The 26,756-nt window shown below is 43.1% G+C and carries 31 protein-coding genes; 4 read left to right on the plus strand and 27 right to left on the minus strand.

Annotated elements, in window-relative coordinates:
* Window positions 1-9: 9 nt before the first annotated feature.
* From MKY63_RS27525 to MKY63_RS27545, 5 genes are all read right to left on the minus strand, one after another.
* The gene (locus MKY63_RS27525) at window positions 10-639 is read right to left on the minus strand and encodes a hypothetical protein (RefSeq protein ID WP_339810611.1); all 630 of its coding nucleotides are present in this window, start codon (window positions 637-639) and stop codon (window positions 10-12) included.
* A gap of 113 nt (window positions 640-752) precedes the next feature.
* Complete coding sequence (locus MKY63_RS27530) at window positions 753-1,538, minus strand: ABC-2 family transporter protein (protein WP_036686696.1); 786 nt, start codon at window positions 1,536-1,538, stop codon at window positions 753-755.
* Window positions 1,539-1,544: 6 nt separating this feature from the next.
* Complete coding sequence (locus tag MKY63_RS27535; protein WP_051491475.1) at window positions 1,545-2,294, minus strand: ABC-2 family transporter protein; 750 nt, start codon at window positions 2,292-2,294, stop codon at window positions 1,545-1,547.
* A 127-nt stretch (window positions 2,295-2,421) separates the two neighbouring features.
* The gene (locus tag MKY63_RS27540; protein WP_038570639.1) at window positions 2,422-3,477 is read right to left on the minus strand and encodes an ABC transporter ATP-binding protein; all 1,056 of its coding nucleotides are present in this window, start codon (window positions 3,475-3,477) and stop codon (window positions 2,422-2,424) included.
* Between the two features lie 78 nt (window positions 3,478-3,555).
* Window positions 3,556-4,338, minus strand: a complete 783-nt coding sequence (locus MKY63_RS27545; protein WP_036686690.1) for a GTP cyclohydrolase II — start codon at window positions 4,336-4,338, stop codon at window positions 3,556-3,558.
* 194 nt (window positions 4,339-4,532) lie between these two features.
* On the opposite strand from MKY63_RS27545, the gene MKY63_RS27550 reads away from it, so the two are divergent.
* Window positions 4,533-4,859 (plus strand): winged helix-turn-helix transcriptional regulator, encoded by a 327-nt coding sequence (locus MKY63_RS27550; RefSeq protein ID WP_036686688.1) that lies wholly within the window; start codon window positions 4,533-4,535, stop codon window positions 4,857-4,859.
* A gap of 77 nt (window positions 4,860-4,936) precedes the next feature.
* Here MKY63_RS27550 and MKY63_RS27555 read toward each other — a convergent pair whose 3' ends face one another.
* The 13 genes from MKY63_RS27555 to MKY63_RS27615 form a co-directional block, all read right to left on the minus strand.
* Window positions 4,937-5,821 (minus strand): ABC transporter permease subunit, encoded by an 885-nt coding sequence (locus MKY63_RS27555; protein WP_036686685.1) that lies wholly within the window; start codon window positions 5,819-5,821, stop codon window positions 4,937-4,939.
* Window positions 5,818-6,810, minus strand: coding sequence for an ABC transporter ATP-binding protein (locus tag MKY63_RS27560; protein ID WP_076275186.1), 993 nt, complete (start codon window positions 6,808-6,810; stop codon window positions 5,818-5,820). The genes MKY63_RS27555 and MKY63_RS27560 overlap by 4 nt, the downstream gene beginning before the upstream one ends.
* A complete protein-coding gene (locus tag MKY63_RS27565) occupies window positions 6,810-7,895 on the minus strand; it encodes a DUF4179 domain-containing protein (protein WP_076297197.1) in 1,086 nt (361 codons plus the stop codon). The genes MKY63_RS27560 and MKY63_RS27565 overlap by 1 nt, the downstream gene beginning before the upstream one ends.
* Before the next feature lie 46 nt (window positions 7,896-7,941).
* Window positions 7,942-8,460, minus strand: a complete 519-nt coding sequence (locus tag MKY63_RS27570) for a sigma-70 family RNA polymerase sigma factor (protein WP_036686680.1) — start codon at window positions 8,458-8,460, stop codon at window positions 7,942-7,944.
* A 119-nt stretch (window positions 8,461-8,579) separates the two neighbouring features.
* Window positions 8,580-8,897: a hypothetical protein gene (locus MKY63_RS27575; RefSeq protein WP_076143974.1), complete on the minus strand. Its 318-nt coding sequence runs from the start codon at window positions 8,895-8,897 to the stop codon at window positions 8,580-8,582.
* 143 nt (window positions 8,898-9,040) lie between these two features.
* Window positions 9,041-10,495, minus strand: a complete 1,455-nt coding sequence (gene nagE, locus MKY63_RS27580; protein ID WP_076135196.1) for an N-acetylglucosamine-specific PTS transporter subunit IIBC — start codon at window positions 10,493-10,495, stop codon at window positions 9,041-9,043.
* Between the two features lie 47 nt (window positions 10,496-10,542).
* A complete protein-coding gene (locus tag MKY63_RS27585) occupies window positions 10,543-11,049 on the minus strand; it encodes a PTS glucose transporter subunit IIA (protein WP_036686673.1) in 507 nt (168 codons plus the stop codon).
* Between the two features lie 22 nt (window positions 11,050-11,071).
* Window positions 11,072-11,944: a PRD domain-containing protein gene (locus MKY63_RS27590; RefSeq protein WP_036686671.1), complete on the minus strand. Its 873-nt coding sequence runs from the start codon at window positions 11,942-11,944 to the stop codon at window positions 11,072-11,074.
* Window positions 11,945-12,157: 213 nt separating this feature from the next.
* Window positions 12,158-12,541 (minus strand): DivIVA domain-containing protein, encoded by a 384-nt coding sequence (locus tag MKY63_RS27595; protein WP_036686669.1) that lies wholly within the window; start codon window positions 12,539-12,541, stop codon window positions 12,158-12,160.
* Between the two features lie 93 nt (window positions 12,542-12,634).
* Complete coding sequence (locus MKY63_RS27600; RefSeq protein WP_036686667.1) at window positions 12,635-12,994, minus strand: helix-turn-helix transcriptional regulator; 360 nt, start codon at window positions 12,992-12,994, stop codon at window positions 12,635-12,637.
* Between the two features lie 998 nt (window positions 12,995-13,992).
* Entirely contained in the window at window positions 13,993-14,154 is a 162-nt protein-coding gene (locus MKY63_RS27605) for a hypothetical protein (RefSeq protein ID WP_339810620.1), read from the minus strand.
* Window positions 14,155-14,403: 249 nt separating this feature from the next.
* Window positions 14,404-14,544, minus strand: a complete 141-nt coding sequence (locus MKY63_RS27610; RefSeq protein WP_339810622.1) for a hypothetical protein — start codon at window positions 14,542-14,544, stop codon at window positions 14,404-14,406.
* Between the two features lie 410 nt (window positions 14,545-14,954).
* Window positions 14,955-15,314 (minus strand): GNAT family protein, encoded by a 360-nt coding sequence (locus MKY63_RS27615; RefSeq protein ID WP_339810625.1) that lies wholly within the window; start codon window positions 15,312-15,314, stop codon window positions 14,955-14,957.
* 251 nt (window positions 15,315-15,565) lie between these two features.
* Between MKY63_RS27615 and MKY63_RS27620 the strand changes: the two genes are divergently transcribed.
* Window positions 15,566-16,456 carry a GNAT family N-acetyltransferase gene (locus MKY63_RS27620; RefSeq protein ID WP_076183777.1) on the plus strand — a complete coding sequence of 297 codons (891 nt, stop codon included), beginning with the start codon at window positions 15,566-15,568 and terminating at the stop codon, window positions 16,454-16,456.
* Between the two features lie 35 nt (window positions 16,457-16,491).
* Here the strand turns inward: MKY63_RS27620 and MKY63_RS27625 are convergent, their stop codons facing one another.
* The 6 genes from MKY63_RS27625 to aroC form a co-directional block, all read right to left on the minus strand.
* Complete coding sequence (locus MKY63_RS27625; RefSeq protein ID WP_339810628.1) at window positions 16,492-16,770, minus strand: GNAT family N-acetyltransferase; 279 nt, start codon at window positions 16,768-16,770, stop codon at window positions 16,492-16,494.
* 14 nt (window positions 16,771-16,784) lie between these two features.
* Window positions 16,785-17,429 (minus strand): hypothetical protein, encoded by a 645-nt coding sequence (locus MKY63_RS27630; RefSeq protein WP_339810630.1) that lies wholly within the window; start codon window positions 17,427-17,429, stop codon window positions 16,785-16,787.
* Window positions 17,430-17,586: 157 nt separating this feature from the next.
* On the minus strand, window positions 17,587-17,916 hold the full coding sequence (locus MKY63_RS27635) for a hypothetical protein (protein WP_076143978.1): 330 nt from the start codon (window positions 17,914-17,916) through the stop codon (window positions 17,587-17,589).
* Window positions 17,917-18,035: 119 nt separating this feature from the next.
* Window positions 18,036-18,230 (minus strand): hypothetical protein, encoded by a 195-nt coding sequence (locus MKY63_RS27640; RefSeq protein WP_036686658.1) that lies wholly within the window; start codon window positions 18,228-18,230, stop codon window positions 18,036-18,038.
* A 35-nt stretch (window positions 18,231-18,265) separates the two neighbouring features.
* Window positions 18,266-19,123 carry an NAD(P)-dependent oxidoreductase gene (locus tag MKY63_RS27645; protein WP_038570616.1) on the minus strand — a complete coding sequence of 286 codons (858 nt, stop codon included), beginning with the start codon at window positions 19,121-19,123 and terminating at the stop codon, window positions 18,266-18,268.
* Between the two features lie 160 nt (window positions 19,124-19,283).
* Entirely contained in the window at window positions 19,284-20,339 is a 1,056-nt protein-coding gene (gene aroC, locus MKY63_RS27650) for a chorismate synthase (RefSeq protein WP_036686655.1), read from the minus strand.
* A 113-nt stretch (window positions 20,340-20,452) separates the two neighbouring features.
* Here aroC and MKY63_RS27655 point away from each other — a divergent pair, with 113 nt between their 5' ends.
* Window positions 20,453-21,343 carry a LysR family transcriptional regulator gene (locus tag MKY63_RS27655; RefSeq protein WP_076213349.1) on the plus strand — a complete coding sequence of 297 codons (891 nt, stop codon included), beginning with the start codon at window positions 20,453-20,455 and terminating at the stop codon, window positions 21,341-21,343.
* Between the two features lie 959 nt (window positions 21,344-22,302).
* Here the strand turns inward: MKY63_RS27655 and MKY63_RS27660 are convergent.
* Both MKY63_RS27660 and hrpB read right to left on the minus strand, forming a co-directional pair.
* On the minus strand, window positions 22,303-22,887 hold the full coding sequence (locus tag MKY63_RS27660; RefSeq protein WP_076213230.1) for a general stress protein: 585 nt from the start codon (window positions 22,885-22,887) through the stop codon (window positions 22,303-22,305).
* 97 nt (window positions 22,888-22,984) lie between these two features.
* Complete coding sequence (gene hrpB / locus MKY63_RS27665) at window positions 22,985-25,477, minus strand: ATP-dependent helicase HrpB (RefSeq protein WP_339810635.1); 2,493 nt, start codon at window positions 25,475-25,477, stop codon at window positions 22,985-22,987.
* Between the two features lie 139 nt (window positions 25,478-25,616).
* Here hrpB and MKY63_RS27670 point away from each other — a divergent pair, with 139 nt between their 5' ends.
* The gene (locus tag MKY63_RS27670; protein ID WP_076104257.1) at window positions 25,617-26,039 is read left to right on the plus strand and encodes a GNAT family N-acetyltransferase; all 423 of its coding nucleotides are present in this window, start codon (window positions 25,617-25,619) and stop codon (window positions 26,037-26,039) included.
* A gap of 138 nt (window positions 26,040-26,177) precedes the next feature.
* On the opposite strand, the gene MKY63_RS27675 is transcribed toward MKY63_RS27670, so the two are convergent.
* Window positions 26,178-26,576, minus strand: a complete 399-nt coding sequence (locus MKY63_RS27675; RefSeq protein WP_038570613.1) for a DnaJ family domain-containing protein — start codon at window positions 26,574-26,576, stop codon at window positions 26,178-26,180.
* Window positions 26,577-26,756: the final 180 nt, after the last annotated feature.

Here is a 26,756-nt window from a genome sequence, read left to right on the forward strand (position 1 = left end):
GATAAGTCCCTAAGAGTCTAGCTCTGCTAACTCCTGAAGGATTGTCTCTAAATCACCATCAGGATTTAACGCTTTGATCATCTCTTTTGTAATGGCTGCACCCTCATAAACTTGTGCAACAACCTCTAAAGGAAGTGTGAGTTCAAAATAACCTTCGGCAAATTCCACAAAATCCTCAGCTGTGCGGAAAATAGTCCCTAGCAAAAAGTCCGAACCATCTTCTGCCCCCGCTGGAATCTCTACTTGCCCCTTCTGCCACGTCAAGTCGTTATTTTCACGCCAAAAACAAAAAGTAACATCATCCTTAGCTATCGCCTCATCTTCCAGTAAAGACAATAGCGAGGTTGGGACCTCTTCAAAGATTCCTGGCCAAACTTCATGTTCGTCACGCGCATATGGACTTACTTCGGACTCATGATCAAAACCTTTAATTATCGTTCCTTGAGGTGTAAAAATAATAAACAAATTATCGCCTGAGCCATTATCGATCGATGCTAGAGAAACATTCTTATCAAATTTAGAATCAAAATTATGATAGCGAAGCCATTCCTCAGGACATAGGACAATATTTAGAGAAGCAAGTATTTTCATAAGTTTTTTTAAGTTGTCGGGTGCTGGTAAAATATCTAACACATTCATCTATGATTCCTCCCCAATGTAGATATTAATGATTTTAGCATATTCATGAATTCCGGGTGAAAAAAAGACTACCCGAAGGTAGCCTTTCCAACATAACAAGACACTAGCTTAACTTAAGACCCCGCACCTTTGTATCTGCGAACGCCATAACTCCAGGCTAACAAACCAATCCCCAGAAATATAGCACCTACTACAGGTGTCATCAGAGCAAGGCTGGTCATCTCCTCCCGCTGCAGAAAAAGCGCGGCTGGATACACTCCGACGAATGCAAATGGAATGATCCAAGTAAGCAATACCTGTATAGCACGATTGTAAATCGTTACCGGATAACGGCCATAAGTCTGAATGTTGTACATTAACGGAAGAATGCCAGTAGGAGCATCCGAATAGAAAGACAATGAAGTCAACGTTGTGTAAATCCCCGTATAGATGGCGACCGCACTTAACGTTAGAATGATCAGAGCCGGTATCGTCCACCATTCAAAGGGAAGACCCAAATTGCTGCCACTGATGGCCATAATAATAATACCTATGAATGAGCCCATAAGTGCTGGCGGATCAACATTTTCCAAAAAGATCTGGAACAAATTATGAGCTGGGCGTGTCAAAATACGGTCCATCTCACCTTTAACGATGTAACGTTCACTAAATCCCCATAGATTCACAAAACAACTAAACACCCCAAAAGGCACCATAAAGAATCCATAAACGAACACTACTTCATTCTGATTCCAACCGCCCAGGCTATCTGTATGCATAAAAATTACGAGAATAAAGATAAAGTTGGTAGCTTGAAAAAGTAAGTCTGAAATGACCTCTACCCAAAAGTCAGCGCGATAGGTGAGCCGGCTCTTCATATAGTTTTTGATATATTCAATTAATAATCCCAGGTAATACATGTTTCCTCAACCTCCCTGCACGAAGAGACGCTGCCGCGCCGCATGATATAACCAGACAATTGGAATCAGCAATACCAGGAACCAAATAATTTGTATCCCTAATACATTCCATATTCCAACCCCTTGCACCCGTCCCGTAAACACTGAACCTGGCAAGTAGGTAATCGCCTGAAACGGCAGCACCTCAAGTACGGAAGATAACCAGTTAGGAAACAGACTGATCGGTACGATTAAGCCGGAGAATAAGTCTACAATCACCCGCTTCATTCGCATCATGCCTTCATTATTTTCCACGAAAAATGCCGAGAGCCCTGTGATGATATTGATCTGTGAATTAATTAAAAAGCTGAAAAAGAGCATCACCAGGAACCCTGCCCAAGCAGATGGCGCTGTTGGCAATTGAACCGGGAACAGCAGCATCGCTATGGCCATGCCGGGAATCATAAATAAGAGGAAGCGGAACATTCCCTCTCCAAGACCTTGCATCATTTTGACTAAGACATAGTTATAGGGCCTTATAAACTGGATAGCGATACTTCCATCACGGATATCCGTAGAGATCTCGCGGTCTAGGTTATTAAAATAAAAGGCTCTAGCCATCCACGACACAGCAACATATGATGTCATTTGCGTTGCAGTAAATCCACCCAATGAATCCCCATTACCATAGATGGCCATCCAAGTGAAATAGTTAACCCCAATATTCAGTGAATAGATAAGAATACCTGAGTAGTAGTTAATCCGATAAGCAAGCATGGTAAGGAAACGGATGCGTATAAAATCTAAGTAAGCCCCGAATAGTAATTTACGGCTATTCTCCTGAGGACCACCAGAAGACGCGCCTCCTGAGGAGGAGGACATAGCCGTTGCAGGATTAAGCTTATCAGACATGTAAAGCCTCTCTTTCATCCTTCAGAGCGGCAGCCATTTCATCAGGCTTGTCTGCAGACCCGGATTGATAAATACTGCGAACAATATCGTCCGTATTGGTCTCTATGATTTTGATATCAGTAATGTCTGCTTTTCCCACTACTCTGCTTAATACATCCGATACATTTATATCTAGCGGTATCCAGACAGATGCCCCTAGATCGTTCTCCGCAGACCAAGTAACAGGCAACCCCTCAGTCCATAACTCAAGTTGCTGACGTTTCGTTGCATTTCCAAATTGAAATTGAACCTCACGTCCGGTTCCCCAACGCTGCTTCAGGTCTTCCAGTCCTCCGTCATAAATGATACGGCCATCATCAAGCATTATCACTCGGGAGCAAAGCGCCTCAATATCTTGCAGGTCATGTGTAGTCAGCAGTATGGTTGTCCCATGCTCGCGGTTCATATCTTTTAGGAATTCACGGATCTCTGACTTCACCACAATATCTAAGCCAATGGTCGGTTCATCCAGAAATACAATCGACGGATTATGAAGCAATGCTGCCACTAATTCACAACGCATCCGCTGACCTAGACTAAGCTTACGAACCGGACGATTCAGCAGTTCTTGCAGCTGCAGTCGTTCGACCAATTCATCCAGCCGTTTCTTGAAATCTTGTTCAGACACCCGGTAAACCTTGCGCAGGAGCTGGAACGACTCAATCACGCCAATGTCCCACCATAGCTGACTGCGTTGCCCGAATACCACACCGATATTTTTCACGAATTTCTCGCGCTCCAAATACGGAACATACCCACCTACTGTCAGGTTTCCGGAAGTCGGCACGAGAATACCTGTGAGCATTTTGATCGTGGTCGATTTCCCAGCACCGTTCTCGCCGATATAACCACAGATCTCCCCTTCAGGAATGGAAAAGGAAATGTCCTTCACTGCAGTCACTTCCGTATATTCCCTTTTAAACAAATCAGCGAAGGCCCCTTTGAGACCCTCGCGGTTTTTTTGTACTTTGAATGTTTTGCGTAAGTCTTGTACTTGAATAGCAGTCATATTGTACCTCACTAAGCTTAGAGTTGGTTCCCAGTACCCCATTATAATAGAAGAAGCGCAAAAGCACTACTTCAATCTTTACTTAGCCAGTCTTTCATTTAGCGAATGGGTGTCCTTCACAGCTTCTAAATGCCCTGAGCGAGCGACTTTAGTCCGCAAATATTTCTCGTTAAAAGAAGATACATCTCCCCATAACGCTACTCTTTTTACGGCATTCATCCCTGCAGCCTTGAGCGCATCCAATTTCTTCGGATTATTCGTAATCAGCGTCACTGGTTTGTGACGTAAAGTTTGCAGAACACTGATTGCTTCTTCGTAGTTTCTTGAATCATCAGCAAATCCCAACTCTAAATTAGCCTCAACTGTATCGTATCCTTCTTCCTGTAAAAGATACGCTAAAGATTTGCTGAACAGGCCAATGCCTCTTCCTTCATGATTCGCGAGATAAAATAATGCCCCAGAGCCATGCTCAACAATCATTTTCATGGATTGATGCAGCTGGAATCCGCAATCGCAACGTTTACTGCCAAAAATATCGCCAGTATGGCAGATGCTATGCATCCGGATCAATGCATCCTCAGACCCTTCGAAATCGCCATATACCAACACACTTGATTGTTGTCCTTCTGCTAAGTTCATGGATGGCAAACGTGAAATTAAAGCTGCCGTTGCTTTACTGCTATCCTCTTGAAGAAGCTCTGCATCCGTTGTATTCAGCCAGTTGTACCATTTAAAAACAACGGTCTCGCCGTCTAAATTCACCGGTAACGTGATGGGTCCAACCAATATATTTGTGGAATTTGCTAAAGGAATTCGCGTGATTTTATTCTGTAAAATAGAAGTGATTTCTGGTTTAATCATAATTACACCTTCCTCATTGTTCATCAATGCTTAGATAGAGCTAAGCATAAGGATAAAATATTAGTTAAATTATAAGTAACTATTTGTAAGTAAGTTTATCATTGTAATATAACTTCGTCAAGTTATAATATATCTTTAAATATTTATAATTACTTTATGTAAGTTTATGATATAATGAATGTCGAGGTGATATTATGAATGATTTCAACATGTGTCCTCGCTTTGAAAAAGCGGTAGACTTGCTAAGTAAACGTTGGGTCGCGCTGATCGTTTTCGTGCTTATGCCAGGGCCACGCCGTTTTGGTGAAATTGAGAGCTGTCTGTCCAATCTCAGTGGCAAGGTGTTATCTGACCGATTGAAGGAAATGGAAACCGAAGGCATTATAGAGCGAACTGTATATCCTGAAATGCCAGTACGTATTGAGTACTCTCTGACTCCAAAAGGCACAGCGCTTGCTCCTATACTTGGTGAAATTGGAAACTGGTCTACCGAATGGATTGAGCTTGGTATTAAGAAATGATTCCCGCTACACAACACAAAGAGCCCTAATTGTCCCGATCATGAGACAAGAGGGCTCTTTTTGGATTAACATCCCCTTTATAAGTCTTTTCGCTCGAAGCGAAGTAGACCTATAACAAAAGCTAACAGGGTATATCCTATCGCATAAATAATAAACATGTTTGACGGAACCGTATTAAAATCCAGCAATCCATTCATGCTGCCGAACAATCCCATCATTCCACTCATTTCATTAGCGCTGAACAGGACGGCGGTCATTTTCCGCTGTAAACCATCCACTGGCATAAGCAGTGCCATCATTCCTGACAGATTATTTAATGTGTCAAGAACATCGGGTTCTAATCTCAGCGATCCTCCGATCTTATCAATCATCCCACCTAACCAGCCCGCTCCATATAACATTGTCATAAAGACGCCATTCCCCACTGCTGAGAAGAATCCAGAACCCAGCATAGAAATCGTAATTAGCAAAGGCACTATAGAGGAGAATAACAAAAATGATTTCAATAGGACTACGGCATCTCTAGGAACGGTTGCATGGATCTCAGTAATCCATAAAATAGAAATAAATAAAATCAGGGCATAACCAATCCCAAGCGTCACATATCCAAGCCAGCGACCTATGTACCATTTCCACCGCGGCAGCGGTCTTGGCAGTAAAGCCTGCATAACCCCTTGTTCCGCTTCACCTGCAATAGCTGAGAAGGAACTGAAGATCGCCAAAAAGGCGATTACAAAAGCGCCAAAAAAGAATCCAAGTGATAATATAAAAGCACCATTTGTAAAATTAGCTAAGAGATGCTCGCCACTGCTAATATCTGTTCTATTCGGTATTCCACTTTGTCCGATCGTATTTGCCACAAACCAAAATCCTATAAGAAAGACAATGGTCATAAGCAGTGTTAATATCATTACTCGTTTCCGCAGCAATTCCTTCCAGGTCATTCCCATGATTATTCTCATTCGTGTTCACCTCTGTGACTTAGGCCGGATACAGCACTCATAAACCAGTCTTCCAGACGTACTTGCTTTCGTGAGACTTCATATAAGGTCATTCCTTGTTCAATAATTAACGTGTTCAGCCAGCCTACTTGCTCCTCATTCTCCAGTTCCGCTTCCAGCCAAACTGTGCTACTTTCCAATGTAGCTGGGATTGAAGCTCCTTTTTCAGATTGAGATCCAATATCCGCTGAAACTTTGATCTTAAGATCAGTACTATCCTGTAGCCAAGACAACAAAATAGGCGTAAAACCGCCCACTTTAAAATGCCAGCTTGTTCGCTTATTTAAGATCTCAGATACTTTCCCATGCCGCAGTATAACTCCGTTATTCAGCAGTGCCATACGGTCGCAGATGAGTTCAACATCCTCCAGTAGATGAGAGTTAAGAAATATCGTAACTCCCTTCTCTTTTAGCCTCTGCAAAATATTCCGAACTTCCTGACGTCCAATCGGGTCTAGCGCCGATGAGGGCTCATCCAGAAAAACGATGGCCGGATTGTTTACAAGAGCACAAGCAAGCCCTAATCTCTGCTGCATCCCTTTGGAATAATGTTTCACACGATCCCGTCCACGGTTTCCAATTCCAACTTCCGCTAGAAGCTCTGGAATTCTTTTATCGGCTACAGATCGCTCTACACGGCACAGCTTGGCATGCAGTCTTACTACTTCTTCCCCGGTAAGCCATTCTTGATAGCGATATAATTCCGGTAAATATCCGATTTGGGACTTGGCTTCAAGTGAACCGATCTTATGGCCTAATAGAGTAGCACTACCATTCGATGGACGAATGAGACCTACCAACATTTTGACAAAGGTACTTTTCCCCGCACCATTAGGGCCGAGGAAGCCAAAGGCTTCCCCTTTCCCAACAGTAATCGTTACATCACGGCAACCACGTCCGTTATCATATTCTTTGGTCAAAGACTTCGCTTCTATTGCAGCAGCCGTCATTATTCAATCAACTCCTCTAGCTTCTCTAAGAATACAGCTTTATCTGTATACACGCTTCCCCCGTTGAAATCGAACAATTGCCCGTTCTGTACCCAAATGGCCGAGTATACAATCCCTTGACTATATTCATTCTGATTCAGTAGAACCGTAGTATCTTTAATCTTTATTTGGTCGGTATTCAGGCCTTTTACCAGTGGCAGAGGAATTTCACCTGATAAAATGCGGCTCTGCTTTAAGCTCGATTTCAGATAATCTGGCAGCAATGGAAAATCGATTATAGCTTCCAAAGCTTCATCAACCTTTATAGTTGGATCTACAGTAATTAAAGGAGTCTTCGTCTGTGTAAGATTAGCCCATTTATCATTATCCATCGAAAGATCATAATTCACGATCTCCGAAAGATCTAATTTAATTTCTTTCCCATCTATGGCTTCTGGAAGAAGCTGTTTTGCACCCAATCTTTTCATTGCTTTATTAACCGCTTCAATATTAAGCTTCAAGGTTATTTCTTGTGAATTGGTTATATATGCGCTCTTCACATTCTTGAGCAAAGTTCCGCTTGGAAGTGTAAAACCTAGAGTCTCTTCCACCTGATCTAACGGAATAATCCCTTTATTTGAACCAAAGGTACTTGTAAACACACCAAATTTGTTCATAGCTTCATTCATGGATTGACTTTCATTAACCTGATAAAAAATATCCCGAATATCATTTTCATTCACAACTGTAACTTCTTCCATCCGAAACTGATTCAGCAGCGATGCCATAGCCGTATTTCCTACTGGAGTTCCAAGTATAACCGCAAAGATCGCGGCACCTGCCACTGCTACTCCCCACTTACGCCGACGATTCATGCGAGGTCGCTTGGATCGGCGATTAGTTATCGGATTGTCATCTGTAGATTGAGGCTGGCCCATTTCTGGGTGTGGTTTATCATCATCTTTCATAACATCCACTGCCAACTGCTGACTCCACACAGCCCATTTAGGACTTGCATGCTCAGACGCTAACTTGTTTTGCAATTTGGCCCAGGCTTCATCTGTATATTGTTTATTATGATCTTGATTTAGCGGTTGTTTAGTCATTAGTAAACCCTCCTAAATAATTTGGAGCTTCGTTTATCTCGGTTTGTTAATCTGACTGAGATAGTGATTTTGCTGCATTTTGTCTTAACCTCAGGGTCGCACGGTGCAGTAATGTCCCTACTACGGGAGGTCTTAGACCAAGCTCGCCTGCTATTTCCGCATAACTGTAACCAGAGTATCTAAGCAGAAGCGCTTGTCTATCCCTGTCAGGCAGCTCGTTCAACCATTCATGAACATCCTCCTGATCCAGCTTACTGATTAAGACTTCCTCTCCTGAAGGAGGTGATTCCCCCACTTCGTATAACTGTTCTTGTTTATTTTGCAGCCGCCGTTCCCTTGCTTTTTTGTCTAGATAATCATATCCAATACGAGTAAGGACTCTATGAAGCCAGGCACCCAGCGCTGCTGGATCATCTGGGGGGTTACGATACAATCTCAGAAAAACTTCTTGTGCCAAATCATCTGCTGCCGACTCATCACGAACCAAAGCGGTCAGCTTACGTCTGACAATAGGATAATGTTCATAGAATATTGCTTTAAAAATTTCAGATTCCGGAATTTCCATCTTGTAAATCCTCCTTATCAGCTGCAGCTATAAGTAAGACGACTATCAATGCATTTTTGTATCAAGATTACGTAAAAAAAGACAGCCCCTAAATTAATAAGGAAACTGTCTTTTAGTGTTTACCTAATTCGAATGTAACGATTAAGAATCTTTTTTGATAAAATACTTCGTTCCAGCCTAAGCTCCCAGAGCTGCTCTTTCCACTGAAACTGTTGCTCTGAATGTTCATTCTCACGTAGCTTCTCAAACAGCTTCATGATCATTATGTTAATGGCATCAAATCTTGACCATAATTCTATTACACTTTCTTCTTGAATCTGAGGACTTTCCTCTGCTGCACTAAGATTCTTTAAGCGCTCAATGATGTCAGCCTGCCACTGTCCATCTTTAATCGCCTTGGCGTAATTTAAAAGATCCAAATAATCATCGACTGACATGTGTACCGACTCCTTTTCCTACTTATACCAAGTATTATACTAGGCATTATCTATAAAGCAACCCTTTATCTCTGGACACAGCAAAAAAACAGGACTGGTATAAGAACCAGCCCTGTTTAATGAATTTAACATGATCAATTTAGTTATAACAGCTTTTGAATATCGTCTTTAATTTGCTCTGATTTTGGACCAAATACGATCTGCACAGCCCCTTGACCCAGTCTCATAACACCGGAAGCTCCGAGCTGTTTCAATGCGGAATCTTTAACGGCTTTTTCGTCATTAACAATCAACCGAAGACGTGTAATACATGCATCGATATTGCGGATGTTCGATGGACCGCCGATGTTCTCAAGAATTTGAGCAGCTTTAGAAGACGATGAAGGCGTTCCATTACCTCCAGGTGGTGCTAACAGACTTTCTTCCTCATCATCTTCACGTCCAGGTGTTTTTAGCTTGAACAATGAGATAATAAAGCGGAATAGTACATAATACAAGACGAAGAATCCAAGACCCACAGGAATAAGTATCCATGCATTAGTAGACAGTTTCAGGTTTACAAGATAATCGATCAAACCTGCGGAGAAACCAAAACCAAGCTTAACATCTAAAATGTACATCAAGGCCATGGAGAATCCTGTTAATAAAGCATGAACTCCGTACAAGAGTGGTGCTACGAACATAAAGGAGAACTCAAGTGGTTCAGTGATCCCTGTTAAGAAAGAAGCAATGGCAGAACCGATGAAGATGGAAGCAACCATTTTACGTTTTTCCGGTTTAGCTGTATGAATAAATGCAAGTGCTGCCCCTGGAAGCGCAAACATCATAATTGGGAAGAATCCAGTCATAAACATCCCAGCAGTTTTATCTCCAGCGAAGAAGCGGTACAAGTCACCATGCACCAGTTCACCAGCTGCATTCGTAAAATCACCAATTTGGAACCAAGCAATCGTATTAAGCACGTGGTGAAGACCGAACGGAATCAGCAAGCGGTTAGCTGTACCGAAGATGAATGCTCCAACAGCCCCCAGTGACACAACCCAGTTCCCGAAGTCACTAATAACATCTTGTATCGGACTCCAGATCATACCCACAAATACAGCAAGAACCATCATAGAAGCTGCCGTAATGATTGGGACAAAACGTTTACCTGCAAAAAATCCGAGCCAATCAGGCATTTTTATATTGTGATATCTCTTGTATAAGAACGCTGCCCAAGCACCGGCAAAAATACCACCAAGCACACCCATGTTCAATACAACATCATCATTGATGAAAGAGAATTGAAGCGGTACGATAAGCAGAATCTTAGTCAGTACCATGTAAGAAATTACTGCTGACAAAGCTGCTACGGCGTCACCGGCAAATCCAATGGCAACCCCTACCGCGAAGATTAAGGCTAGGTTACCGAAGATCGCATTCGCTCCGGCGTTTAGAAATGGAGCAAAGTATTGATTCAGAAATCCACCAATGGTCGCTCCTAGCGGAATATCTTTTTCGTAGTTAAGCAAACCAAACCCTTGAAGAATAGCTGCCGCCGGCATGGTTGCAACAGGAAGCATTAACGACTTACCTAGTTTTTGTAGAAAAGCCAACATTTAAAATCATCCTTTCGGTTCAATAGTAGTAGTGCTCTATAAACCAATTACTTTGAAGCCACGGTAAGAATCAGATCCTGTCCTGCTGTAACCTGACCATAATGTCCGCTTACTTGAGGTGGATTCTCCTCTGTGCTGGTCACGATTACAGGCGAAATTGTGTCACAACCTGCCGCGCGAATTACGTCCAGATCAAATTCGATTAGGGTTTGACCTGCTTTTACTTGATCTCCAGAGGTTATATGACTGACAAAACCGTTGCCCTTGAGGCTGACAGTATCGATTCCGATATGTAATAGCAATTGCATACCGGAGGAATGTTCCAGAATGACTGCATGACTCGATTTCACGATATGAGCAACCTTACCGTCAAAAGGCGCTTTCAAAATTCCCTCAGATGGTTTTATTGCAATTCCGTTACCCATATGACCGCCAGCAAAGGTTTCATCCGGAACCTGTGCTAGTGGAACTGACTCCCCGCTGATTGGTGCCATGATTTCGATGGTATGTTCAGTATGTTTCTCTTCTTTTTTTGATTTCCATTTGGAAAACATATGCTCCACTCCTCTTAAGATGTTAATTTGATTTCACTAAGGTCTGAAATAACCGGTGCAAATGCATGGCTAGAAAACATAGTTCTTCTTCCGGGATTTCGACTTCAAGCGACCTTTGCATTACTTTACCGAGCTTTTGAGCCAGCTTGTATTCCTCTTTGTATTCTTTCTTAATATGTTTCACAAAGGGATTATCTATTAGTGATCCTTTTAAAATACGTTCCAGCGAAAAACGCAAGTGGATCATTAATCGGATATGATTCATACTGCCATGCTCAAAAGTTATCTTTCGTTCTTGCTGAATCATGTCTAGAAGCTCATTGACAATATTAGAGGCCTTGACTAACTGACCAACCGATACATTATTAACTGCCGAATACACATGATAAGTAAGAAATCCAATCTCATCTTCGGGGATTTGTACTTGAAATTCAGCATTGATTTTCTCCGATGCCTTGTAAGCGATCTCAAATTCCTTCGGAAATGACATTTTGGTTTCTTGCAAAAACGGATTAATAATATCCATCCCGTTGCGCAGACGGTAGATGGTGAACTGTATGTGGCTCGGGAGTGCCAGATAAATCTTGTCGTTTAACTTGTCAGGAAATTGACTTTGGATATCTGCAATTATCTCATCAGTTATTTTCATAACCTTGGGATCTATGTCTTCCAGCAAAACTTGATATTGGCTCCAGGCTTCGCGATCTTCTAGACGAAACAATTTCTCAATCCGAGCATCATTTCCTTCGATCACACCAGAACCCTTCACTGCAAATCCAATACCTTTGCCAATGATGACATATTCCTTCCCGTTTTTGCTTCCCTGAACCATTACAACGTTATTCCCTATTACACGCTGTACTTGAAATTGCTCGATCTCTCGCGACAAGCTCATCACTCCTCTCCCTAATTATCGTCAAATTGGAACAAAAAAAGCCAAGAATTGTCTAATGGAAATAAAGACAATTCTTGGCTCATGCCCTTAACGGTAACACGCCACTAAAATATAAATGATCATTTATGAACATATCATAATTCATGAACTGCTAACTCGTCAATGGTAAATTTAGAAATGTCAAGCGGAGCTCCCTTTACACCAAACAACTCCTTATAAAAACTCTTCCACGCGAGGAAGCTTATCTTTAAGCTGGCGGACGTTAGTCTCAAGCCTCAGAATAACCTCTTCCAATTCTTTTGGATCAATGCCTCGGGAAACAGGTACCTGGATTACCTCTGTTTTGGTTTCTGCCTTTAATTCCCGCATTTCCAGCTGCTGCTCTTGCCATTTATCCATCAGATCAGCGATCGTCGCATAGAAACGTTCGTAATCCTTGATTACGCTGTCCAGAAATGTATCTACTTCCTCCGCATCGTAGCCACGCAGCTTCATGCTGAATTCTTTTTCATGTATGGTTAGAGCGTCTAATGTGATGCCGAGTTGACTGAACAGCTTCCGCTGTTTGTCTAACCGACGTTTCATATGTTCATCCATCTTTTGCTACCTCCAAGTATATACTGCAATCATCCGGCAGTAACCATTATAACAGGGTGAGAGCATCCTGAAAATATTACTATAGTTGCAGTTCTAATAGTTGTCCACAACAGCTTTATTCAAAATGCCTAAGCAGCGGTCAAGATCTGTCTTTACCTGCTTTTTATATAACTTTGCTTTCTCTTCTCCATCTGAAGTGAAATGGTAAAGTACGATTTCTTGAAAATCCACTTTAGGGTCATTGCCTTTCAGCTGCTTGGTACGATATAAAATCCCTTGCTGCACCAGCTCATGCAGGGCGCGATAGATTTCACTCTGTGGAGGGGAATAACCATGGGCTTTGAAATCCCGACGTAAATCCTCCAGCATTTGATATCCGTAACCGCGGTGTTGTTCTACCATTGTTATAAGATACACCTTGATAAACGCTCGTTGAGCAATCATAAACGCCATATAAACCCTCCTCATGTTGTAAATGTTGTTGGCTAATCTTTCCTTCTATTACTCTAGTATAAGCACTATTTTCCAACTTTCACAACCTGAAATTTGATAGAGGGTTCACTTATTCCGTTGTTTATAGAGATTTGGTGGGATACAGGATGATTTATATGGATGTGAGTAGGGAGAGTTTAGTTTTTTGTGGTTTTCTATTGTGAATTTTTCATATGATGAAATTATGGAATAAATGATTGTACATCGTTGATTTCGTAGAATGATCCTCGAAGAATTAGGTCCACATGCTTCGGCACGATACAAACTCTATCTGAACCCGCATGCTTCGGCACCCCCTCCCATTCTTTGTTTGGTTTGATACGTTTGGTTTGTTTGGTTTGTTTGGTTTGTTTAGTTTGATCAGTTTAGTTTGATCAGTTGCTTGTTCGAGCTACTATCGGACCCAGTTGACTCTATTCGCTGCTTTTTCCCACTTTTGGTGTGCTATCGGACCTCATGGGCGCTATTGGCATAAAAAGTAACATATATACAGCTATTCTTGTGGAATAGCTGCACTGGTGTCCGATACTACTCTCAAATAGCAAAATATTTGCAAATAGCGTCTTTTGAGTCCGAAAGCTTCAGCGCGAACCAAACTCTATCTGGATCGGCAAGTTTCTGCGCGAAATAAACTCTATCTGAGGCCACATACTTCTGCACGATACAAACTCTATCTGAACCCGCATGCTTCTGCGCAAACCAAACTCCATCTGGATCAATATACTTCAGTACGATACAAACTCATCTGGACCCATATGCTTCTGCATGATCCTCGTCCCATTCTTTTTTTGGTCTGATCAATTTTGCTCGTTCGAGCTACTATCGGACCCCATTGACACTATTCGCTGCTTTTTCCCACTTTTGGTTTGCTATCGGACCCTATGGGCGCTATTGGCATAAAAAGTAACATATATAGAGCTATTCTTGGGGAATAGCTGCACTGGTGTCCGATACTACTCTCAAATAGCTAAATATTTGCAAATAGCGTCTTCAGGGTTTGAAAGCTTCTGCGCGAAATAAACTCCATCTGAATCCACATACTTCTGCGCAAACCAAACTCTATCTGAGCCCACAAACTTCTGCACAAAATAAACTCTATCTGAATCCACATGCTTCTGCATGATCCTCCTCCCATTCTGTGTTTAGTTTGTTCAAGTTTGCTCGTTCGAGTTGCTATCGGACCCAGTTGACTCTATTCGCTGCTTTTTCCCACTTTTGGTGTGCTATCGGACCTCATGGGCGCTATTGGCATAAAAAGTAACATATATACAGCTATTCTTGTGGAATAGCTGCACTCGAGTCCGAAACTACTCTGAAAAAGCTTAATATTTGCAAATAGCGTTTTCTGGGTCCGAAAGTTTCTGCGTGAACTAAACTCTATCTGGATCCACAGGTTTCTGCACGAAATAAACTCTATCTGAGCCCACATACTTCTGCGCAAACCAAACTCCATCTGGATCAATATACTTCAGCACGATACAAACTCCATCTGAATCCACATGCTTCTGCATGATCCTCCTCCCATTCTTTGTTTAGTTTGTTCAAGTTTGCTCGTTCGAGCTACTATCGGACCCCATTGACTCTATTCGCTGCTTTTTCCCACTTTTGGTGTGCTATCGGACCCCATGGACGCTATTGGCATAAAAAGTAACATAAATAGAGCGATTCTTGAGGAATAGCTGCACTGGAGTCCGATACTACTCTGAAAAAGCGAAAAATATGCAAATAGCGTCTTCTGGGTCCGCAAGCTTCAATAGAACATCAATTCGAACAGCAAAACGCAAAAAAGCGATCCTCCATGTATTGAAGAATCGCTTTTTAGGTAACTAATAAGTTCCACTTTGCCAAGTTCATTTTCTAAACGTCCTTCTCAGCTATAATCCCTGCGCCACTCCGCTTTCCAAGTAACCTCTCCTAAGCACTATTTCATAGTGTTTTTCTCCATAAATTCATCCTTCGTCAATCCAAACAACAGTAAGTCTAAATACTGTCCATTTGTATAAATAACTTTACGGCGCACGCCTTCTTGAACACAACCCACTTTTCTAAGCATAGCTGCTGAGGGTTCGTTACCTTCGAGCGTACATTCGTTAAATTTGTTGAGTCTAAGCTCCAAAAAAGCATACTTCAACAGGATGTTGATAGCTCTTGTCCCATACCCCTTACCTCGATGATCTCTATCCACTTGCACGCCTATACTGAACGTACCATTTTTTTCGTCTATGCTATTAAGATTTACTCCACCCACATATTCACCATTCAGATTTTCGATCGTAAACATTAGCCGCTGTGATGAGAATTCTGCAAATGTGAACAGATCTTAGTCTTATTTTCTCATCCTGCCAAAAATAATGACTGTAATCTATTTCTCTCATCTTATACCTCCGAGTCAATAATTTAGAGATTATGATAACACATCTACAGGATTATATTGGTATATTATTTTTAAAATCAACTTTACGGTTAAAAAGCATAGTATTATATATTCATAAAATGCGAATCCCAAAATCATCTGAAATAGAGGTATATTCTATGAATGAATATCAATTGATTAGCGATTATAAACACATCGATAAATATAAGCTTAGCTTCAATTCTTTAGCCCAATCAATCTTTGGTATTGATTTTAAACCTTGGTATGAACAAGGGGGCTGGAATGACAAATATATTTGTTATTCCTTTATCGATGAAGATCACGTCATTGCGAATGCATCTATTAATAAAATGACTATTCTCATCAACAAAAAAGAATACAACGCCATCCAAATTGGGACGGTAATGACACATCCTGATTATCGTATGCAAGGTTTATCCCGAAAACTAATAGACCACATTATCGCTAAGTACGAACATGAATACGACTTCCTCTACTTATTTGCTAATGAGCGCGCTTTGGATTTTTATCCTAAATTCGGGTTTGAACGCATGCAAGAAAGCAGCTTTTCACTTAACGTTGCTCATCTTAGCAATCAGCCAACTACAACCTACTCTGTGCGGCCTTTATCTATAGGTAACCCCGTTGATTTTAGCATGATCAAAAATTTTGCAGTCAAAAGAACACCGGTATCCTCCGCGCTAAGTGTGATAAATAATGAACATCAGCTGTTGTTTTATTTTATTCTTCCTTTTCACGATTCCTTTTATTATATTGAAGAGGCTGACGTTATTGTGATCTTTAAACATGAGGATCATCAGCTTCATATTTTTGATATTATTAGTACAACAAGTTTTGATATCAATACAGTATTGAAAAGCATTATTTCTCCGGATACTGAAGTTATACATTTTTATTTCACACCAGATTATCCAATCGATCAAGTTAAGGCAGAATTAATTTCCCAGAGTGAAGATACCTTATTTATACGTCCGCTATTAAAAGAACTCCCTCAACATTTCATGTTTCCTATTACCTCTCATGCCTAGTTAACAAAAAAAAGGCTGCCATCTGGCAGCCTTTCTTAGTCGTGCATAGGAATATACATACTCTGTATCTCTTGTACTCCAGGGACAAATCCTAGATTTAAATAAACAGACTCCGCATCATTACCTTCCATGACATATAATCTTAGGATCGGATACTTATCTTTCAGGAGATTAAGTCCTCTTTTCAACATCAGTGTAGCAATCCCTTTTCCTCTGTAAGCAGGTATTACACCAATACTGTAAACTGCTGCGTAATCATCTTGTAAACCCAAAAGACAATTCGCAATTAGCTGTCCTGATTTCTTATCATACACAAGCGTTGACGCTGTCAGTAATTCTTCATTTGTATAATTAGGTTCTTCACTTGGGATAAAATCTTCATAAGCGAATTTTTTCTCCTTGTTGCCTCAAGACTTCCATCGAAGCTCGCAAAGTTACATTCGGCGATCTGCTCTTCAAGAATAAATCGTTTAGCGCCCATTCCATTATCTTCGATCTGAGGACTTTCAATCCTTAACTCTTCATTCCATTCGACCTCAAAATAATCTGTAGGACGGTGCATCCAACGGCATCTGAACTCATCAGGCCAAAACCCCACCCGCGCAAATAATTGAACCTGGTCTGGCAGAACCTCGAAGGTTTTTATAGGTTTTGTTCTATCTGACCAATAAATCAAAAGCTTTTTTAATAGCTTCAGCACCACAAATGTATCGTTAAACGGTGGAATAACAAATAAATGATATATCCGGTTAGGCGACATCCTTACTCCACCTATTTTAGACTCGCCTTTATAAATCCAAAAAGCGTTTCTTTGGGCAGAATTGAACCTTTCTTCTTTAAAAAAACCGTTATATTGCATATTATAATAAATGGAACAATACAGTCCCCACTCTTCTGAGTCTGCCTTACGAATAGAATAATCATTATTTAAGTCATATGAAATCTCGTATTCAGACCATGCCATTAATTGCATTTACATTTCCTCCTCGCTAGTCCTATCACCTTCTGTATTCCATAGTATCACTTCTTAAAGTAAATGTTTGGTAATAAACTGTTATATTAATCTTTTGCCGATTTAAAGCAAATGCTTTTCTTTTATTTTAGAAACGGCTTGTACCCGGTTTTTAACCTCAACGATTAGCATAGGGCTGAAAGATTCTCTCAATTGCGCTATGCAAACTTAACCAGAACCGTACAAGATGGTTATCTGCAAGTTCCAGTGACAACCATGCAACCTCATCGGAATGAGTGCGAGCCCATTCAGCCGCAAGTGTCGTTTTTCCAAATCCAGCTGAGGCGGCAATAAGCGTTACTTTAGCACGGTTTTCATCCATGAGTTTGGACATTAATCTTATGCGCTGAACATAATAAGGAGCCTGCTTTGGAATGGTGACTCGTGAGGCAATTATAGATTGTTGAGAATAAGTGAGCGCACGTTGGTTCGGTGTAGGAGAATTCATTGGAACCTTCCTCTTTTTAAAAAATTCAATTTTTAACCATCTATTAAATACTAACATAACATTGTAGCTTTCTGACGTCCAATATCTAAAAAAAAGACCGCCAATTGGCAGTCTTTTTTCTAATATATTCTCGAGCATAACCAAAAAGCAGAACCCACTGCGAGAATGCCTGCCATAGTTACAAACAGGACATACCCTTTCTTTGTTCTAGTAACGGCGTGCTTATCATAAAACTCTGGTTTTCGAACAATTCCAAACCATAGATCAGCAATTAAATTCACGACTACTAAAGAAAAATTCTTTAATTTACTCATGTCATCTCTCCTTCTACATGTAAGGATTCATCTCTCTAACCCTTCAAGCTCTGAGCAAAACCTGACCTCCATGACGGGTAAGATGGGCTCCATCCGTAATCCATTCGAGCTTTTGTATTGGACGCCCCCCGTTCCCAGCCTTCTCTGCCCATTTGCGAAGCAGGTCCAGGAGCTCCCAAGAGTTCTGAAAAAACAGGCATCCAATCTATTCCTCGCGCAGGTTCATTGTCCACAATATTGACTGGACCAGAAGGCCAGTTCAGAGCAAGCGCCGCCGCGTTAGCTGCATCCTCCACATGAAGGAATGACGTAACTGCTTCTGTTGCTGTCAGTCTTCCATGCCGAATTTCTTCTGTCATTAATCCTGCAGAATCATACCAAGTCCCTTGGCCGTACAACATTCCGTACCGCAAAATCACATGATTAGGAATCTCAGCGACTGCTTTTTCAAGGGAGCGGATACCCTCAATGGTTCTCATCCGTGATTCAGAAGCATTAGTATCTAATGGAGTATTCTCCGTGGCAGGTCCCTCACCAGCTTCATATGCCCAAGAGATACTTTGGGCAATGATCTGTTCAACCCCGGATGCCAATGAAGCATCGACAATATTTCGTGTTCCTTCTATTCTTATCCTTGAATTATCTGCAAAATTCCGCTGACTTAGTGAAGTCAGCTGATGAATCACCACTTCAGGTTGAGCTGCGCGAATAGCCGCAAATATAGACTCACGCTCATACACATCCGCGATTACCGCTTGTGCCCCAATGCTCTCAAGGATTGTTTTGTTTTCTTCTTTATGGGTCAGACCGATAACCTCATGCCCCGCTTGAAGTAACTTAGGAAGCAATAGCCGTCCAATCACACCTGCAGCACCTGCAACAAAGATTTTCATCTATTCCCTCCTTTTTGCTGTACCGTATCTTATGGCATAGCTAGAGTTAAAGCATAATTTGAATGATTATCCATATGATACCACATATGCAAAAAAGACTGCACCTCACAGCATGCTAAGAGGTGCAATCTTTGAGTTGAATCATTATCATAAAGTGTTTTTATCCAAAAATAGCAGCTTGTCTTTTATAAAGATCTTCCAATACCAAGCAAGCCATTGCTTCAACAACCGGCACGATTCTCGGACAGATACATGGATCATGTCTGCCCTCCGTTTTAATCTCTACTTCTTCACCATTCGTGTTTATGGTCTGTTGAGTAACAGAAATCGAGGATGTAGGCTTTACACTTATTCGAAAAATAATTTCTTCTCCTGTGCTAATTCCGCCTATAATCCCACCGGAATGGTTACTAAGAAATCCATCCTTATTCATCGCGTCATTATGTTCACTTCCAAGCATAGAGGCCGCTTCGAATCCAGCTCCAAACTCTATTCCTTTTACAGCACCGATAGATAACATCGCTTTAGCTAACTCTGCATCCAATTTATCAAATACGGGTTCTCCAAGACCCGGAATAACCCCTCTAATCCGACACTCCACGATACCTCCACAGCTGTCTCCAATCGAAGCTAAGTGTTCAATTTTTTTAATCATTTCAGCTCCTGCCTTAGCATCACAGGCGCGGACTGCATTTTGTTCAATGACATCTTCATCAAAGGTTTGGCACTTAATCCCTCCGACCTCTTGCGTGTAGGCCAGTACCTCAACTCCTCTTCTTTCAAGCAGTTTCCGAGCGATCGCTCCGCCAGCTACTCTTGCCGCTGTTTCCCTGCCTGATGCCCGCCCACTGCCTCTATGATCGCGAATTCCGTATTTCTGCAAAAAAGTATAATCCGCATGGCCGGGTCTAAATGAATGCTGAATATCGTTATAGGCCTCCGGTTTCATATCTTTGTTGTACAGGACCACAAAGAGTGGAGTTCCGGTTGTTTTCCCTTCGAATACTCCTGATTGTATTTGCACAACATCATATTCCTTACGCGGTGAAGTTACTGAGGACTGGCCTGGTTTCCTTCTATCCATCTGTTTCTGGATATATGCTTCATCAATTTCAACATTAGGTGTAACTCCATCCACTATGACCCCAACCGCTGCACCATGTGACTCTCCAAAGGTAGTAATTTTAAATACTTCCCCAAATGTGTTACCTGCCATAATATTCAAACCTCCATTGCCGACTCTTTTATTATTTATCTATCCAAATTATAATAAGATTGTTGCAATTAATGAAATCACATTTTCAATAGACTGTCATAGAGGTGATCTATATCAAATTCTTTAATCTTGAATGGTATCGCATTTTTTTATATACGGCTCGTTACAAAAATCTAACAAAGGCTGCAAATGAATTGCATATTACACAGCCATCCGTAAGTTATGCCATTAAACAAATGGAGGATTCTTTAGGACTCAAATTATTTCATCGTTTATCTAAAGGTGTAGAGCTAACTGAGGAAGGACTGGCGTTATTGGAATATGTTGAGCCCTCACTAGTCATGCTGGATTCTGCACAAAAGCATCTTCACAATCTAAAGCAGTTAAACGAAGGAGAAGTTCGGATTGGAGCGAGTGATTCCCTTATTAAAAATCTTTTGCTTCCGCAATTGAACGCATTCCACAAACAATATCCCGGTATACGAATTCGGCTATCACACGGAAAAACGCATGAGATCACCAAACGTTTGAAAGAAGGCGAAATAGACTGTGCGCTCGTCCATATGCCTATTGACGATCCACAATTAAATATTCAGACGCTTGCCACCCTTGAAGATTGTTTTGTAGTGGGACGAGCCTTTCAGCAATTGGCAAACCGTTCGCTTACGGCGAAAGAACTTGCAGAGTTACCTTTTATTTTATTATCCCCAGAAAGCAGCACCAGACTGTTTGTTGATCATTGGTTTGCTGGTAAGGGTTTGTCCGTTAAACCAGATATAGAGCTGGGCAGCATCGATTTACTCTCTGAATTCGCAAGACTTGGTTACGGGGTAGCGTTTATTAGCCGTTCTTTTGTAATTGAGGAGATTCAAAAAGGAGAACTTTTCGAGCTGCAATTAGATGATCCGCCTCCACCCCGGAATATAGGATTCGCAATCCGTCGCGATATGAGGTTATCCGTAGCAGCTGATTCTTTCGTCCGCATGCTTCGTATCCTTGATTAAGATCGTGCACGTAGCAGCACATACGGACACTGCGGAACGGGGCATATGCTTAGCAACCATAAGGACGCTGCGGAACGGGGGATTTCGTAGCTGCAAACCAGGGGCGTATGCCCAGTAGGATAAGGGCACAGAGTCCGGGTGCGCTTACGTAGCAATATAAGGACACAGTGGAACGATGCACGTATGTATAGCAAAAGGACACAGTGATCGGGTGCGCATACATAGCAGTACAAAGACAACACGTGCGTAGCAGCATAAGGACTCTAGGGAACCCTGCATGTACGTAACAGCATTAGGACACAGCGGAACGATGCACATCCAGCATAAGGACACAGTGATCGGGTACGCTTACGTAGCAGTACAATGACAGCACGTGCGTAGCAGTATTAAGGACTCTGCGAAACGGGGCACGTTCGGAGTTGCAATCCGATGCGAATACTCTGTAGCATAAGGACACGTGACCGTGTGCGCTTACGTAGCAATACAAGGACAGCACGTGGCGTAGCAGTATAGGGACACTCCGAAACGATGCAGGTACGTAGTGGGAAAGGACACAGTGATCGGGCGTGTACGTAGCAGTACAAAGACAGCACGTGGCGGAGCAGCATAGGGACACTCCGAAACGATGCAGGTACGTAGTAGCAAAGGACACAGGGGGCCTTAAACGCAATATTATTCAATATTTGGAGCCCTATCGGACCCCATTGCAGCTATTGGCAAAAAAAACAGCAAATAAGAGCCTCATTCTATAGAATAGCGTCCATGGAGTCCGAAATCCCACTGCAAAGGCTAAAAATTAGCCAATAGCGTCCTCTGGGTCCCTATGCCTCAAAAGTGGATGAGTTATGGGGGATTCCGGGTGGCGCGATGGACTAATAACGCAAAGGAGCGATTCTCCATTAATCGGAGAATCGCTCCTTGTAACCTTTTACCGCTTTTAAAGCAGGTTATAATAATGATTATATTTTATCGCGGTTGTAGACTTCAGCCGTCCGATCCGCTCTGTTAGCCATCGAATTTCCTAGTCTAGTGTCTTCGTTATAGACGCCTTCGTAACGCTGAGTATTCAGCGAACGGTTGCCGCGGAACACATCATGCGCTTGATAGCCGCGTCCATTATCATCGACTAGTACAAGGATTTTGCCGCTTTCCACATAACCTCCGTACTCTTTAGCCTCATCCTCAGGAATACCGAGTCCGATCAAGCCGCCGACTAATCCACCTGCGCCTGCACCAACTGCTGCACCTGTAAGGGTAGCAACTATAGGCCCTGCCGCCAGGATCGGTCCAATCCCCGGAATCGCCAATGCTCCGATCCCTGCTAATAATCCGGCAACGCCGCCAACTACACCACCTGTAGCAGCGCCTGTCGCCACTCCTTCTGGAGCTTTTGTGCCTGTATCCTCTGAGATGTTTCTAAGCTCATCACGATCACGTGTGATTACTGATATTTCATCATTACTAAATCCTTGATTGTGAAGTCCTTCAATTGCTCTGGTTGCTTCTTGTTCTGTGTCGAAAATACCTACGATTTTTTTAGTCACTTGAAGCCCTCCTTAGTAATTGTCTTCGCTAGTAATTACCCTTTAAACGGGAGACCAAACATCTAAGGAAAAATTTCAAGAGCATATGTACCATAAATTATTTTACGGGACGTGTACGATTAGTCGGAATAGCCTGTAATGGGTCATCTGGCCAATAGTGCTTCGGATACCTTCCTTTCAGATCTTTTTTGACCTCAAAATAGGTCCCCCGCCAAAAACTTGCTAGATCAGAGGTTACCTGCACAGGTCGTCTAGCTGGTGACAAAAGATGCAGCAATACCGGCACCTTTCCCCCTCCAATTCGAGGTGTGTCCAGCTGTCCAAACATCTCTTGCAATCTTACTGCCAATACCGGGGCAGCAGGATTAGTATAATCTACGGGCACACGCGAGCCACTAGGAACAGATATATGTGTAGGTGCTTCCTTTTCCAGCATCTGCCTCTGATTCCAGTCCAATATCCCCTCAAGCGCTCGCGCTAACGGTACACGCTGAAGGTCGCGGAGGTTCCTCATACCCTGAAGATATGGCAAAAGCCATTCATCCAAAGTAGCAATTAAAGCAACATCTGAGACATCCGGCCAATCTGAACGTAAGGTATGCATAAACATCAAACGTTCGCGAAGCTGTAAGGTTCCCTTCTCCCACGGTAGGATTTCAATGCCATCAGTAGCGATGACACTTAACAGTACATTTGCCGTTTCTTCCGCGGAGGGTCTTTCATGTGAAGTTTCTTTTAAGACCAACGCGCCGAGCATTGTGCGACGACGTTTCTTCACACTCCCACTTTCTTTATCCCAATACACATCCGCTTCCTCGGTGATGCGGTCTGCATGATAGGTAAGCAGTTGTCCTTCTTCTATCTCAGCTGCCAGCATAATTGCGCCCTGTGTAGCGCGATCATCGATCGAAGCAGCTACGATATAAGGTGACCGGGCCAGCGGTTGTCCTTCCCGCATGGCCGCCCCCCGACCGGAGGAGAGTAGAAACGCGCCATCGCCGCGTTTCTGCCCGATCCGGTCGGGATAGGCGAACGACAGAAGCAGCCCGCAGCGGCTGATGTCGTTCACGTTCTCGCCCGGCGCGGCTTGCAGCTGCGCCAGGAAAAGGCGGCTCTCGCGCTGCACAGCGCGCAGAGCTGCCGGGTCCGCTCCGCCGCTATCAGCGGAGCGCTCGAACCGGAGCAGCGCCTCAACGCGGAGCGTGAGGTCGCAACCTAGGGCCGCGGGACCCTTGAAAAGGTCCCGCTCTTGCAGCAGCGCCGCCAGCCGGCAGGCGAGCGGTGCTGCGCCAAGCTCTGCCGCGCGCAGCAGCATATGCGCGGCTCGCGGGTGCGCGCCAAGCGCGGCCATGCTGTGGCCGTGCGGCGTAATGGCGCCGCCGGCGTCCAGCGCGCCGAGCTGGCGCAGCAGCGCGGTGCCCTGCGCATAAGGCGCAGCGGGCGGCGCGTCAAGCCAAGATAGCGCGGCAGGATCGCGCACGCCCCACAGCGCCAGCTCCAAAGCAAGCTGCGCAAGGTCCGTCTGCATAATCTCCGGCACATTGTCATCCGGAAGTCGATTATGCTCCTCCTGACTCCACAGCCTGTAGCACACGCCAGGGGCTGTTCGTCCAGCACGTCCCCGCCGTTGATCCGCGGAGGCTTTCGATACCGGGACTGTCGTTAGACTTGGCATTCCTGTGCGTGGTGAGAATACCTGTGTACGGCGCTGCCCTGTGTCAATTACCGTTCGCACGCCTTCAATCGTTAGACTTGTCTCAGCGATAGAAGTCGCAAGCACTACTTTTCGTTCACCTTGAACAGATGCAGCCACGGCTGCATCTTGGATATTTTGTGGCAGCTGGCCATATAGAGGGCGAATTACCGTCTGCTCTGCCAAGCTTCCATTTTCCAACTCACTTTGAGTTCTGCGTATTTCTCTTTCCCCCGGTAAAAAGACGAGAATATCTCCGGGTTGTTCAGCAAGCGCACGTCTCACAGCAGCTGCAGCAGTTTTTTCCAGTGGAAAATTCCCAGTAGTTGGCACATAGATTGTTTCTACAGGATAGGTTCTGCCCGGACAATTTACTACAGGCGCATCCCCTAGTAAAGCAGACACCCGCTCACTGTCCAAGGTAGCTGACATGATAAGAATCCTTAGATCCTCCCGCAGCACAGCCTGTGCTTCCAGTGTAAGGGCAAGTCCCAAATCCGCATGAAGACTGCGCTCATGGAACTCATCAAAAATAACTAAACCCACATCACCCAAAGAAGGATCGCTTTGCAGCATTCTCGTTAATACTCCTTCAGTGACTACAACAATCCGCGTATTTTTGCCTACTTTAGTGTCATTCCGCATCCGATAACCTACCGTCTGTCCAACACTTTCTCCAAGGCAGGATGCCATGTAAGTGGCGGCAGATCTAGCAGCAAGCCTTCTAGGCTCTAACATTAAAATGCTTTTACCCGCCATCCAGGGTTCGTCCAAAAACGCCGGAGGCGTTCCAGTTGTTTTGCCTGCACCCGGTTCAGCGATAAGTACTGCTGCCTGCGCAGTGTTAAGTATGTTTTTCAGGTCAGGAAGCACCTGTATAATCGGAAGTTGTTTCATTCTATCTCTCCATCGTCTATAATCATATGTTATAATTTTCCTAGAAGTTATCTTAGATCATCTTTATCATGTGTGAAAAAACCTTAAAGATCAAGACTTACCATTCATACCCTCTATAATATTAATAAGGAGACTTACTATGATATTCGTAACAGAAGCTACAATTTCAGATCTACCCATGCTAACCAAAGTAGACAGCAAGATCATTGGCAATGAAAGCCGCAAATCGAAGATTGAAAAATATATCAATCATGAGCAGTGTTACGTAGCATCGCATAATGGAACGCTTGTCGGATTTGCTTGCTACGATACCACCTTTTTCGAATGTTGTTTTATTCAGCTGGTCATTGTGGATCCTGAGTTCAGACGCCTAGGCATAGCCAAAACACTCCTTAGCTACATCGAGGAACAATGCCCAACCCCCAAGCTTTTCACCTCCACCAATGAATCCAATACGATCATGCAGCAACTATGTCTTTCTCAAGGGTTTGTTAAAAGCGGAGTCATTGAGAATTTAGATGATGGCGACCCGGAATGGGTTTATTTCAAACAAATTAGATGAGCATACATGATTAGTTACACACAACAAGCAAAAAGGCAGCTCTTCTGTCTAAAACGACCAAGAGATGCCTTTTTATTTTACACTATTTATTCTGATGTCCAAATGACCGTAGGTATTTAGGCAGTAACCTAACCAGCATTAATCCTCTTCCTTTATCATCTGTCCGTGTATTTGAGCACTGTATTGCATAAAAGCAGGGTTACTATCCAAGCCGCGTTCACGCAATAACTCCTGTAGACGCAGTCTTTTCATAGACAGTTTTGACCGCAGAGCCTTGCCCTCACTGGTTTCTGCACCTCCGCTATTATGACACGCCGCTAGCAATCCTTCCAACGTAACACATTCAGCTCGCAGAGAGATTTCCTCAGGAACAAGTCCGGAGTTCTTCATGATTTTAAAAGACATCCGTAATTCTTCTGGCACACCTGATAAATCCTCAAGCTCCAGCGGCTTGCCATGCCCAGGTAAATCTCGAAATTCCCCGTTACGCATAGACTCCTGAATCCGCTGCTCAGCTAACCAAGACATCATCCCCATATACGCAGCCTCCTTTACCAATGCCACACTATTATCAACCCTGCCTAATCAAAAGTATATTTTACGGAATTGCGTTAATTTTAGCATAAAAGACTTAGGATTTGCATCAAGCTACCGGGATGCTTTCTCAGATTTTGCCTATACGTTAACTATAGGTGTGGCGAGCTATTCACTCAAATG

Source organism: Paenibacillus sp. FSL R7-0189 (assembly GCF_037969925.1).
Classification (GTDB): Bacteria; Bacillota; Bacilli; order Paenibacillales; family Paenibacillaceae; genus Paenibacillus_AQ; species Paenibacillus_AQ odorifer.